The organism is Chryseobacterium sp. c4a (assembly GCF_009900745.1).
Taxonomy (GTDB): Bacteria; Bacteroidota; Bacteroidia; order Flavobacteriales; family Weeksellaceae; genus Chryseobacterium.
The window spans coordinates 122,008-136,164 of the sequence record NZ_WXVU01000015.1 but is presented as its reverse complement, the minus strand read 5'-3'; the positions used below and the strand labels follow the sequence as shown (position 1 = coordinate 136,164).

The window sequence follows — 14,157 nt, the reverse complement described above, 5'->3', positions numbered from 1 at the left end:
GAAGTTTACAACCCATAGGGCCGTCGTCCTTCACGCGGGATGGCTGGATCAGGCTCTCACCCATTGTCCAATATTCCTCACTGCTGCCTCCCGTAGGAGTCTGGTCCGTGTCTCAGTACCAGTGTGGGGGATCACCCTCTCAGGCCCCCTAAAGATCGCAGACTTGGTGAGCCGTTACCTCACCAACTATCTAATCTTGCGCGTGCCCATCTCTATCCACCGGAGTTTTCAATATTCATTGATGCCAAAAAATATATTATGGGGTATTAATCTTCCTTTCGAAAGGCTATCCCCCAGATAAAGGCAGGTTGCACACGTGTTCCGCACCCGTACGCCGCTCTCAAGYTTCCGAAGAAACTCTACCGCTCGGCTTGCATGTGTTAGGCCTCCCGCTAGCGTTCATCCTGAGCCAGGATCAAACTCTCCATTGTATGTTTGTCTGACTCACTCAAAGTTTTTAACGCTTTAGTTTTTCCTTACTTGGTTGTYATATTGTATGTCAATGATCTTTATATCTTTCGCTTTTTAACGAAGCAATCTATCTGTCAGTGTCGCTCCGTATTTGCGAGTGCAAAAGTAAAACTTTATTTCTAATTGACCAAATGTTTTGAAAGAAAATTTTAAAGTTTTTTAAGTAACCTTAATCTCCATCACTACACTCAACCCTCTACTCCTGCGCTCCCTTAATTGGGACTGCAAAGATACAAACTCTTTTTTAACTCGCAACTTTTATTTGATGAAAATTAAAAGTTTTTTTTCGTTTCATATCTCAGTAGATGATAATGTTTATGCTTATTTAAAAGCCCTTCTGCGCTTACTGATATACTCTCGTTTTCAGTGGGATATTTATACTTATCCACAATGGTGGAATTGTTTTGGGAAAGTTATAAAAGGGCATTTTAAGCATCGTATAACACGGATTTATACCTATTATATATGAGTAATGAGCAATGGGCAATGAAAGTTATACTATATATAATATACATATATATGGTTTCATAAAATATCTGAAAATAGGTTTGGGCTAAAGCCAAAGGAAGAGGCTTGGTGTATGTAAACGGGCTAAAGCCCGTTTCTATTGATGGATGCTGCGTTAAAATGGATTCTACTTATTATATTATTATATATATGGTAACTATTATATATGCCAGCATCTATTACCTATTACCTATTACCTATTACCTATTACTTATTATTGCTCATCATTTATAATTTATGTCCCCTACCCTAGCCCCGATAGAAACGGTTACCCCGCAGCAAGAGTTGGAGAGCGGGAGGATTTGAGCATTGGGAAAGAATGGCGCGAGGAGTATGAGTGGATAGCGGGATTAAGCTCCTCAATACGTTGAAAGATATGAGCCTGCCAGAGTTAGAGAGAATGAGTATATATGAAAGAGTAAAAAGTGGAAAAAAAGTATAAAGCCTTTTTCTTAATCAATAGGTTTCTAAAAATAGAAATTAGAAAAAGCGCTTGATGAGCAGCTTATAGGTATAGTAACCGATAAGACATCCTACTGTGTCTGCAACGATATCTAATGTTTCCATAGATCTTCCCAATCCCATTTCTTCCTGCAGGATCTCTGTAAGGAAGGCATATATAAGGATGATCTGAAAAAAGTAAAAAAATTTTATTTTGGGAAATGCGGCAATAAAAGAGAACCCCAGGGCTGCAAATATACTTACATGCAACACTTTATCGATGCCGTTGAACATGAACCAATATTCATGATTCTCTTCTCCGGGTTTGAGAAGCATATAAGTAAGAAATGCCCAATAAATGGGCAATATCTTACTAAATATTTTTGAAATTTTATCCAATGATTGCTTTGTAATCTTCTGCAGAAAGTAATTCTGAAAGATCTGCTCCATCAGCAACTTCTAATTTGATGATCCATCCGTCTCCATAAGGGTCTGTATTCAACAATTCCGGCTGATCTTCTAATTCTGAGTTGAATTCGATAACTTTTCCTGCGATAGGTAAGAATAAGTCTGAAACAGTTTTTACTGCTTCTACACTTCCAAAAACGTCTCCGCCATTAAGGTCATCATCTACAGTATCTACATCTACATAAACGATGTCTCCAAGTTCTCCCTGAGCAAAGTCTGTAATACCAATTGTAGCCACGTTACCCTCGATCTTAATCCATTCGTGATCTTTAGTGTACTTTAATTCTGATGGTGTGTTCATTTTTTAATTTTTATTTTCTACAAATGTATTCAAAATTCTAAAAGGTTCAAAGCCTTAATAGGCATCTTCATTAAATTTTGATGGTAAATAAAAAAATCGCTGCAAAAGCAGCGATTTAAGTTGAATTAATTATTTCTTTATTACTTTATTAGGATAAGTCTTTCCATTTGAATCAATAAGAGTTACCATATAAATTCCCGGAGGATATCGTAATAAGTTGACCTCAACGTTATTCATTGAGGATATTTCTTGGGTTATTAGCTTCTTACCATCTATTGAATAGACTTCTACTGTTTTGAAACGTTTTCCATTAAAATCAATATTTAATATGTCTTTGGTAGGGTTTGGATAAAGCCTCACATTCTTATCGATAATGACTTCTTGAGTTGAAAGAGTACCATTAAGTATAATTTCGCCGTAACTGGCTTCCTCTTTAAGCGATGGATTTGCCATTTTCTTACTCGCTTTATCATGATAATCTGAAAGTACTGGATGCAGCATATCATCATACGTTAAGGATTCAGGAAAAGATTCGGAACTTGTTGTTTTAACATAAAGCTCTGTTCCATTATTTGATGAAACTTCAAATCCTGGTTTTATTACAACAGAATGCTCAGCTTCAAGTTTTACTTTCTTATTTCCTACTAAGGGAGCTGTAAGATGGCTTAAAATATAAGTTTTAGGATTTCGATAATCCATATTTATCAAACCATTCATAATAGATGTACCCACCCCATCATAAGTATCAGCCGTAACTACTTTTAATAATCTTCCTGTCTGTATTGTATTATCATATTTTTTTGTTAACCCTTCCTGACCAGCAAACCATTCGTCACGCTCAATCTTATCTAGGTTCATATATGCTCCTGAAAAAGGTTCGCCAAATATTTTTTTCAAATGCTCTGCATTTATAAGATTATAAGCTAGAAAAAGTCTTGTTTTATATCCTGTAGTCCCTCCAGAAAGATACCTCCATTCTATATCATCTAAAAAAAAAGAATCATTTAAAGCGATTAGTTCGTTCTTAAATAACGGATTGGTTTTAACTATAGTCGTATATGAAACTCCTCCATGATTCCATTGATTACCTTCTTTATAGTATAATGTTCTTTTATTTCGTATATCCAATGGAAAATCTGGACCATTAAGATTTCTATTTTCTGCAACAATCATTGTATTACGATTAACATAAATATTTTTAAAGCCAGTCCGACTACCATCTAAATGAATTGTTGTATACTTACTCAACGATTGTGTAGAAAGGTTAAATCTCCACACATCAATTTGATTAGGAGTTTTATGTCCAAAAATTTCGTACGTATTATCCCCTTGATAAGTCATATTTACTGGAACTAACATATCAGCTGGCGTTTTTCTTACAAATAAAAGTTGGGGAGAACCTGCTGCTGCTGACTTAATATTAAATGCTAAATTCCCGAATGTACCAGCTTGAATAAGTAATAAGTCTTTTTTGTAGAAAGCAATTCCATGATTATAATGTTCATTAAAACCTCCTTCATAAATTAATGGGAAAACTTGTTTAACCCATGGCGAGTTTTCATTTTCTCTATAAATTTTTATTAATCCTATTCTTTTTACATATGCATACGGAACTAAAATGAGAATAGTATTTTTCTCAAAAAAAACTTTTATACCATTTTCTTCATAATAAGGAAAAGTTTGTTGAAGTTCTAATGCATTAGGAAACACATCTATTACAGATTCAGTATCATATTCATTATTTATTTCATTATATTTATATATATTCACTTCAAATTTATCATAAATACTAGAACTCACAGTTTTTCTTTGTCTTAATAAAACAGCAACTCTATCTTCATCAACATTTATCAGACTAGATTCAACTCCCGGAAAACTACCACCTATACTAAACTGATTAGTCATGATTATATCTTTTGCTTTAATTTTTTTTACAAAATTATTTCCAATCCTATAAGAATGATTTAAGTAAGAATATCCTTGACATGTCTTATCAATTCCTAAGCATAAGAGTTTATTACTCATCTTAGGTTCATTAATTTCTGTATCTCCAACAGCAGGGATAAAATCATTTTTCACATATATCTTCTTTCCATATGTAGAAAAGGGTCTCACCCTATATTGATTTAAATCTTTAATTGTCGCTTCCAAATAATCTGGGCTGTAATAAAGATCTCTAACATATAAAGGATTACATCCTTCTTGGGGATTTTCGATATTTACACTTCCCCAATTCCCTATTCCAGCAGGGCAATAGTTCCCTATAGATTGAACATTTTGACTATCAGGATTCAACCATGGCTGCATAAAGATATAATCTCTCCAAAACCTTGAAAACAAAACATTGTATTTAGCTTTATTGGTAATTGTACTACCACATGCTTTAAACTTATCTTGCAATAGATTGATGGGTTTAGTGGGGGTTTCATTAGAAATCTCATATATGGGTCCTGAGGATAAAGTCCCTAAAATAAATCCATCTCTCGTAAATAAAGAAGCACCAGATGAACCATAGTATGGAAATCCGTTTGCAAATTCTACAGCTAAAAAATATCCCTGACTTAAATTTGTACTAAAACTTTTTGAAAAATAAACATTAGGACTTTCCGTATTAGAAGAATCATAAACTGCAGAGTAGTTTGTAGGAGTAATATAACTTTGATTTGCTATCGATATTTTCTTTACAACACCTGAAGGATGATGGGCTGTAAAAGAATAATCTATATTATTAGGAAATTGGGCAGTAGACCATCCAGAATAACACACTTTATATTTTTTTAAAACTTCGGCGGTGGTATTTAATTTTACTAACGCGAAATCTTGTGATAAGCCACTATAAGTTTCATCTGGATATTTGGTTATCCCCATAGAAGTAAGTACTTGCATCCCACTTACCGAATTAGTAGAAGGTGAAGAAATATTTCCCCCTACAGTACTACCAGCATCGTTACATAATTTGGTTTCATGATTAAAAATAACAATAGATTCGTTCAAAAAAACTGGTTTTTGAGGAGTTCCCTTAACACAGTGCTCTGCTGTTAAAAAATATGGTGCTCCGTCTTGCTTTGTATTATTGATTAATGTTCCAGAACATGTGAATCCATATATCGCATTAGTGTTTACAACAAGTCCAACTGACTTAATATTTCCTTTATTAATAGTACTATTATAACTATTCCCGTTTAAAAGGCTTCCATCAACACAAGAAACATTTTTATTGCAAGAAGTATAAATTGAAGCTTCAGACTCTGAAAACGGACCATCACTTTCATATAAATTTGAAAAGCCATGCATTATGGTGTTAACTTGAATATCAATTTTAGCAAGATCACTTTCATTTTCTAAATCAAGTTCTAGATAAATCTCGCTTCCTTGTATTGGCTGTGTCACAAATACATTTTCAGACTCCTTTGAATTTATAATGTTTTTACTATTAAAAGATCCCAGAATCATTCCGTCAGAATTATATAAAAAAAACTTTGCTCCTTCAGGCATATTAAATTTTGAAAAAAAGGTTTGAAGTGAGTATGCATTTTCTGATCTAATTTTTAGCAAACAAATAAATTTATCTTCTAACTTAAATTTTGTAGACTCTAATTTAAAATCTTTCTTTATTTCAATTTTTTTACCATAAAACTTAAGATAGTTAACTTGTGGATATTCTTTAATATAAGCTTCCAAATTTCTAATTTCAGCCTCATTATTCAACGTTTTGATAATTGGCTTTAATTCTTTTAATAAATCGGCAGGAGTAATATAGGATTCATTAATATTAATTACCAATCCATTAATTCCAGAATTCAAATAATCATAAAAAAGAGGTCTTCCGCCTTTATCTTCCTGAGCAAATACCCAAATATTTAAAAGTAAAAAGAATATTAATAATTTGTTCTTCATTATTTCATGTTTAGTTTGTTGCTTAATTCTTCTATTTTTTCTTCTTGCTTCTTAAGCCTCTTATTCTGTTCTATAGTATATAGTGTGAGTTCTTCTATTTTTTGCAATAGCTTGATTTGAAACTCTCCTACATTCACTCCTTCTTTTTCCATTTCTTTAGCAGAAGCTATTTCAGGAAGGTGTTTCTTTTCTTTGATATGTTTTTCAACGGTTTCTAATTTTGGTAATTCATACCTTTCATCAAATACAAAATCAGCTGTTGGTGTTAAGGTGACTTTGATTTCTTTGGCTTCGAATTTTCCTTGGAGTAAAGCATTACCATTCTCTCCATTGATTACAAATGATTTTGCCCAATCCCAATCACTACCAGAAGAATTTATTGGTGCAAAATAAAGACTTTTCCTTCCATCATCTGGAGAATGAAATAACCATGAATTACTTCCACCACTAATTAAATCATTGAATTTACCATCTCCATTAACTTCAAGTTTTGTTGTTGGAGAAGTTGTACCTATTCCAACATTTCCGTCCACATACATTTGCCCATCATGTTTTAAAAAAAAAGTAATGTCATCTGTTCCAAATCCACTTACAACATTCTTCATAAAATATCTGTCGGGATTCCTTACATGGAATGTTTGAAGTAATAACTGATTCGAACCGATACCTTCTGTACTCTTTACGGTTAATTTTTCGAGAGTAAGAGATGATGGAATTGTTTGTGCAAATACAAAAGATGAAGCCAATAAGGCTAGCGAGAATAATTTTGTTTTCATTTTTTTATTTTTTTAAGAGTTCAAATTTAATATTTTTTCATATTATAAATCACATTGGTAAGATTTAATACAACTAATTAATATGCTAAAATATTTCAGCATTACGACAAAAACTGTCGTATTATAATTCTTTCTATAGTTATTTAAGCCTTTAAATTCTTAAAAACTAATACCCCCAAAAAGTTTAAAACTTTTTGGGGGTATCTAAATATTATAAAAATAGCTGTTATCTTTCTCCTAGAATCCACCGCCGGAATCTCCGAAGGTAAATGTTGCGGAAATACCTGCTCTGATCGTAGACAGTGGGAAGGCTGTTGAGATCTTATACTTTGAGGTCATCTGTTCGTAGAACACTCTCAGGTTTAAGTTTTCGGAGACATTATAGTCTGCAGAAAGCTTAATGTTAAGAAGTCTTTGTCCTCCTGTAATCTGCGAATCATTCAACAGAATATTCATAATGGAAGTTTTACTATCTCTTAGTGAAATATCTCCTCTGATATTAAGGTCACTGCCTTTTCCTCTTGTTCCTCTTCCTCTCACATTAGCTGTACCTAATCTGAAGTTACGAACAATATATCCTAATCTTACTACATATTCTGTATTGGAATCTTCAGTCAGGGTATGGTTTACTAATCCTAATACCATCATTCGGTTTTTGTTGTATTGCAATCCAAACTGCATATTGTTTCTCATGGTAACATCTATCCCAAGAAGTGGTGAAAAAGATTCTACATATCCTACCTGAGAGAAGGTATAAGGATTGATCTTATCTCCATCATTCACTTTAATATTACCTGCATCATCTACTGTTTGATAATATCCGGTAGGGTTAGCATGATAATCAATATTACTTTGAATTCCTGTTGCCGTATAGGTAGCGGTATATCCGTGCAGGATATCAAATTTTGTAAACTGCCCACTAATAATTGGAATATTCTTTAATCCCGAATAGGTAATTCTCCAGTTTGGCAATGGTATTCCTGATTTTTTAGGGTTGCCTATCGGAGAAACAGATTTCCCTTCAAGAGCAGCTCTGAATGCAGGAATTAATACATAAGCATTAGCTATACTATAATGTTTAGCAAATCCGTCATTTCCTATTTCAGCATTTGGCCCACCCAACTGTTGTGAAAGCTTCATTGCATTTTCTCTGATTGACTGATACACTGCTGCACCATCTTTGAATGATGATTTAAGAAGCATGGTAGAGTTCGAGTAAGTCACCATATCCGTTGCAAATGTAAAATTAGGATCCGGCACTCCTCCATTGACGTAATTAAACCCTGTATGGGTGAAATTACTGTTGAAATTATGTAATACGTTAAGATCTATCCTCAAATCATTCATCGGCATCATCTGCAAATTGGCACGCAATTCTCTGGTAGACATTCTTACATAGGCATCTGTCATAAAACGAGAGTCACTCACCCAGCCATTCTCCATTACTGTTCTTCTGATGTCTGCCTGAGATCCCAAAAGGAATCCAATTGTAGGTCCACCTAATGTTTGACCAGCACCATACCAGTTTGGAGCTGACAATAACCCAGGAAGTACAGTACCATTATTCTCCGTATAGCTTACATCCAACTGCTTGAATGAAGTCAGGAAGAATGCAGCACTTTGAAGTACAGTAAGCTTATTTTTGAATTTATAATGCTTGTATTTGTATCTGTTCTTTTCCCATTGCTTTGTATATACATTGTTCAGGGAATCCATTTCCTGCTTACGCTTCTGAAGCTTAGCGTTAATATCTTTGAAATACTTAAATTGTCCAAAGAATTTCGGAATATCTGCTGTTGCAGTAGCCTGAATTACATTGGTATTCTGTCCTATGGATCCTAAACTTCCTTCTGGGCTTGCAAGTAAGGCCGTAGACCTTGCATTCCAGTTATAGGTAAATCCGTATCCTACTTCTGCATCAATAAAATCCAGAAGTGGAAGATACTGGAACGGAAGTTTATAATTCAATTGTGCTCTGTGATTATACAATACAGGTCTACCTGCTCTGAATACATTCCCGAAAATCGCTTTATTATCCATCGTATTTACATCGATGTTATCATTAAGTGTTCTTGTAGCAGAATTAATTTCCAGTTTTAATGACTTTGTAAAATTGAATCCTAACCCATACTGCCACCCGAAGTAGAAGTTTCTATTTCTGATAGCATTCATATCTCCACTAGTATTTCCACCTAGAATGGCTTCAATATTTCTAAATTCTAGTTCACTGTAGTTTCTGTCAATCTCTGTTCTGAAAGATAATCTTGTTGGAATAGGATTGATATTGAATTCTTTTACCCATCTCAAATATTTAGTAGATTTTGCGGTATCGCTGATCATTTTATTGAAAGGCTTGATCACCCATGGTTTAAAGGTATAATTGTAATCAACATAACCTCTCAGATACTGTCTGTAATTTCTTTTAGTATAAATATCTCTGAAATAATCATCATTATACACCGCAGTTACTGAAACGTTTTCAATATCATAGAACTTCGTTTTTTTATTTTGATTGACTCTTTCTTTACGCATATTAACAACACCAATACTTCTTTGTTGTGTATATGTTCTTGCCACTTTTTTAAGCTGCTCTTTGTTTGGAGCTTTACTAAATTCAACATCGGTATCCAAAGGATTATACTTTGGATCTTCGATGGTTTGTGAATAAGAATAGTTCAATGGAATCTTTACTCCTGTCTTTTCAGGCAAAAGCTTATCTACATTCACCATTGTATTAATACTGAATGCTGATTGAGTAGACTGAGTTCTTTCCGCTGGTTTAGAGTCAATATTTCCAAATCCTACTGAAGTATAAGAAGCATTGGTATTAACGGTTGCAAAATCTCCCAAGTTGAAGTTTAAGCTCGCATTTCCTGCATATCCACCATCATTTTCAATATCAGAAAGACGCATTTCATTAACCCATAAAATTCTATCTATAGATACTCCTGATTCATCTCTAGGTATTCCATTCTTAATACCAATCATAATGGTTGTCACATTTCCTAAACTTGGACGTCCTTTGATATAGATTCTTTTATAGTTATCTCCCGGATCAAAAGCTGGATCCATGAATCTTTGAGTGATTTTATCAGCATAGATTTTATCTCTCCTTATCTTGGCATCTACAAAATTCTGGATATCAAGATTCACTTCATTTTCCATTGGCCAGATTTCCATAGGAGCTGTTGCAGAAGTTGAAGTCAGTTTCAAAGACGCTTCATATTCATAATAGTTATCCGTAGCATCGTTTCCGAAACGAATAAACAATTTGGTTTGTTTGTCTAGACCAATTACTCTTCCTAATGGCTCATGAGCATGCACAAAAAGCTTTAGCTTTTTATATCTTCTCATATCTAAAGTCGTGTTTTTGAATACCCCTTGTGCTTTACCTGGTTTCAGGTCTTTAGCATTCATATATAAAGAGGCCTCATTCTGTCTTTGTGCTCCAGCATTTCCGCTTAATACCTGTCTATCAATTCCAGGAGGCAATACATAAGGAGGTTGATTAAGAGCATTCTCTTCTATATTTACACTACCTATCTCAAGCTTTCCGATTTCAATATCCTCTGCTGCCCCTTCATTCTGAGCCGGGTCTAATTCTGCATTTGAATAAACCGCTAAATTTTTAGGATACTTTCTCCAGTCTGATCTTACAAGATCCATCGTACCAAATCTCAATGTAGAAGTATTTTCAAAACCTGTAAGCATTAATCTTGCAAATCTTACATTATTAAGTACCGTTGGGCTGTGAGTTCCTTGTTGTGTATCAAAATTGGAAACCGGTATTCTGAACAAATACCATTTTACATCAGCAGTTTGCCCGTTCAGGAAAGCTGCCTTTACCGTTTTCACATCAACGATATTATTACCTGTTCCTAATCCAAGGCTGGCCTGGTCTAATCTTATTGGGTATTCATTATAGCTTTCAATCTGATCCAGGTTATAATCTCTGTTGATATCTTCAGCATCAGGAGTCTGTGAAGCTACATTCAGTGAATTGGCTTCTGAGTTTCCATCCGGGTTTCTGAAATACTTATAACGCTCAACAAGAGAAGCAGCTTGGCTTCCTGTAAATTTATCGGATAAATAGAAAACAAAGTCATCCACTGCAGGGTCAACAATATTGGTTACTGGATTTACAAAAGTATTTCCGAATCTCATGGCTTCCTGATCTGAACTCAAACCATCATATCCAACATCCTGAGCTCTTCTTCCGTCACCTTCTGTAGAGAATGCATATAAAATAGGTGGCTGCTTAGGCTGTACTCCCCAATTGGAAACCGTTGTAGCTGGCGCTGATCCCGGAGCAGGAAGACCGTTTTCGTACAACATTTTCCCATCTTTAAGAATATCTTCAGATACATTCCCTAAGTGTAATAATAATTTAGGGTTAGTTCCCAGCTGATTCCCATCAGCATAAGGATCCATCATCCAGAACTCAACATATTCAATGTTTGAACTTACAAAGTTCGGTACACTAATAGGTCTCATAATACCCGCCCATCTACTGGCTGCCTGTTCTGTTGCTGCATTAACGTTATAGGGCCCTTTTTCTTTAGGATAGAAGGAAATATCAAAAGTGTTGGTATAGGTTTGATCTCCTGCTACAAAATCCCTGTTATTATAGATTTCTGAAAGTAATACTCTTCTTGAAGCATGGTTAGATACAGATTGTGGTGTAATTCCTCCAGGAGCCTTACCTCCAATTCCCCAAAATCTTGGGTCAATATTATACCATGATAATAACCCTCTTCCATATCCACTCGTTAAGTCATCACTTGTAGGAGGTATATTAAAAGGAGGTGCTGAATTTTTTTCAGGTCTTGATGCTAAACTCCATGCTGCAGGTTCCTTTAAAGATATTTTAGAAGTAGTCTGCTCAAAATCATCAATATAAGACTGGCTATTGGTAGACTTATTCAATCCAGGAATAAGATATGCCGCTTCCATTTTAAAGTTGATATTAGATGGAGCCTCAGTTTTTATTAATGGGAGTTTATCTGTAAATCTTGTAAGATAAGGAGCCTGATTATTGTACATCATATTAATCCCCGCCATTGTATTGTTAACAGCTTCCTGCCCATAATTTACTTTTTGGGTAAGTGGAGATTCTGAATAATTAATAACTGTTCCGCCTAAAATAAAATGTTCATTGAATCTTCTTTCCAAGTTTAATCCTAAGAATCTTTTTCTTTGGGTATTAAATGTAAGCTGATTTTCTAATGAAATATTGATGGCCTGCCCAGACTGTTTTACATTTTCATTAATGATCGTTACTGTTCCCAGCATGTAATCCACAGTATAGTCTACCCCTTCGGAAAGTTGTACTCCATTGGCAGAAACCTTTACAGATCCCTGAGGAACATTTACCGCACCCAGCGAAATACCTTGTCCTTGTACTCCTTTATAACGACCTTCAATAGTATAACGTTGAGGAACCGGAGTTTGGCCTGCCGTAGGTTTTATTTGATCATATAGATCATGGAAAACGTATTGAGGATCATTACTTCCTAATACCTGTTGCATATAGTCCCCGAATGGCTGTACTTTAGTAAAGATAATTCTTCCTGTTTCCGGTCTTACGGTAATTCCATTTACAAAGTCAAAGATTCCATCTCCTTTGGTACCGTCTTTATTATTCTGAATATCGCCATTCATATTAAGACGATCCCAATTCAGCAATTTCAATAGGTTTACATCTTTAACAGGGGTATCCGGAAGATAATTTACCTTACCTCCTGTTTTCTGATCTTTATAATAAACATTAAGAATAAATCCATCAGGAGATACCTGTCCTGCATCCAAAGAATAAACGTTCTTCATCATCAGATCCCACATAGGAGAATTGGTATCTACACTGTTGTTAACTTTCAATACTTTAGTAATAAGAATAGGGCTTTCCTCTGAAAACTCACCTACTTTGTATACTTTACTGCTCCCATTGACTGTATATGAATATGATACAGCCAAAAGCTGCTGATCATTAAGTTTCTGGTTTAAGGATATATATCCCAATTGGGGCTGGAAGACATATTCATTCGCATTTAACTTTCTGGCTTTGCTATTAAAGATAAAATGTTCTCCGTTGGTGTAAGGTGTTGTACTTCCTGTAAAAGTTTTTCCTTGAAGGGTTGCCTCATAATTCTTACCAGCTTCTCTAGTCCCTACTGCCGATGAAATATCATTATAGAGATTATTTAATGAGTTATCAGGTAATGTTCCGCCTCCTTCACCCAGGTCTCTGATTCCAATAATTCCTTTCTGGTAGGCAAGGTTCGTATTCCCTTGATCCAATACCCAAACTTCAAGCCTTGTGATATTAATGGTGGAATTGATCTGTGGATAATTGAGTAACGCATTATCATATTTATCCAAAAAGTAATGTCCTAAAAAGTAGTGCTGATTCTCTTCATAATCGTTGGCACTCACTTTAAAATTATTCATTACTCCACCTCCTTGTACTACAATATTTCTGGCTTCTCCTTGTTGTTGAGAAAGAACAACGGTTCCAAAAGTTTTTCCTAACTGAAATTCAGTCTTTACCCCAAACAATGATTGTGAACCACGGATCAGACTGGTTGAAAGCGGCATATTTACGTTACCGAACTCAACTCTTTTAATAATTTTATCTTCTCCGCCTTCATTGGGTTTATCTACATTGCCTAGCCCTTTACTTTGAAGATCTTTCCAGCTTCCTTTTGCCTGCCACACAAGGTTCATTCTGTTTTCAAAGGCAAAACCACTCTGAGTATCATAATTGGCTTTTAATTGAAGGTTCTCTCCTACCTTTCCTAATAATCCTAGCTGAATTCTCTGGTCTATATCAAAAGTAAAGCTGGTCCTATTCTGTGGAAGGATCAGCGGGTTATCTATTTTTTGGTAAAGTCCTGCGAAATCTATGGATGCATATCCGGAAGGAATGATCTCTATTTTGTTTCCTCCGAACAGGGTCTCAAACAATTTGTTGTTGATCATCACTGAAGGAATAAGACCCTTCTTTCTGGCATCACTTCTGTCTTTTCTGAAAAGGAGGTTATATTTTTCCGATTTCTCCTTATAATATGCCCTTGTCTGGAGAGCGAGTACATATTCTTTATACTCTTCCGGGGACATGGCTGTTGGAGGGCCTGTAATGGTATTTCCAATTTTGGGATATACATAATACATGCCGGTTTTTATATCGAAATAGGCTTCGTACCTTGTAGGATCTGCCACTTCATATTGTTTTCGTATGATCGTGGTGTCTTTCGCCTGTTGTGCAAAAGCACTCACAGACATACAGAGGAACGACAG

General features: G+C 34.9%; 5 protein-coding genes and 1 rRNA gene. All 6 read right to left on the bottom strand.

Going from position 1 to position 14,157, the window contains the following annotated elements; translation table 11 throughout:
* Positions 1-431: ribosomal RNA gene (locus tag GTR01_RS18375) — 16S ribosomal RNA — on the bottom strand; the annotation flags it as partial.
* 1,027 nt (positions 432-1,458) lie between these two features.
* Positions 1,459-1,869: a VanZ family protein gene (locus tag GTR01_RS18370; RefSeq protein WP_185155146.1), complete on the bottom strand. Its 411-nt coding sequence runs from the start codon at positions 1,867-1,869 to the stop codon at positions 1,459-1,461.
* Entirely contained in the window at positions 1,811-2,188 is a 378-nt protein-coding gene (gcvH, locus tag GTR01_RS18365; RefSeq protein WP_160139215.1) for a glycine cleavage system protein GcvH, read from the bottom strand. Before gcvH ends, GTR01_RS18370 begins: the two co-directional genes overlap by 59 nt.
* Positions 2,189-2,317: 129 nt before the next feature.
* The gene (locus GTR01_RS18360) at positions 2,318-6,085 is read right to left on the bottom strand and encodes a T9SS type A sorting domain-containing protein (protein ID WP_160139214.1); all 3,768 of its coding nucleotides are present in this window, start codon (positions 6,083-6,085) and stop codon (positions 2,318-2,320) included.
* On the bottom strand, positions 6,085-6,861 hold the full coding sequence (locus tag GTR01_RS24675) for a hypothetical protein (protein ID WP_228452282.1): 777 nt from the start codon (positions 6,859-6,861) through the stop codon (positions 6,085-6,087). The genes GTR01_RS18360 and GTR01_RS24675 overlap by 1 nt, the downstream gene beginning before the upstream one ends.
* Positions 6,862-7,098: 237 nt before the next feature.
* Positions 7,099-14,142, bottom strand: a complete 7,044-nt coding sequence (gene sprA / locus GTR01_RS18350) for a cell surface protein SprA (protein ID WP_160139220.1) — start codon at positions 14,140-14,142, stop codon at positions 7,099-7,101.
* Positions 14,143-14,157 lie beyond the last annotated feature (15 nt).

What these genes read in the sequence shown, in the direction of transcription:
- GTR01_RS18370 (WP_185155146.1), bottom strand. Translation starts at nt 1,869, where the DNA reads ATGGAGCAGATCTTTCAGAATTACTTTCTGCAGAAGATTACAAAGCAA.
- gcvH (WP_160139215.1), bottom strand. Translation starts at nt 2,188, where the DNA reads ATGAACACACCATCAGAATTAAAGTACACTAAAGATCACGAATGGATT.
- GTR01_RS18360 (WP_160139214.1), bottom strand. Translation starts at nt 6,085, where the DNA reads ATGAAGAACAAATTATTAATATTCTTTTTACTTTTAAATATTTGGGTA.
- GTR01_RS24675 (WP_228452282.1), bottom strand. Translation starts at nt 6,861, where the DNA reads ATGAAAACAAAATTATTCTCGCTAGCCTTATTGGCTTCATCTTTTGTA.
- sprA (WP_160139220.1), bottom strand. Translation starts at nt 14,142, where the DNA reads ATGTCTGTGAGTGCTTTTGCACAACAGGCGAAAGACACCACGATCATA.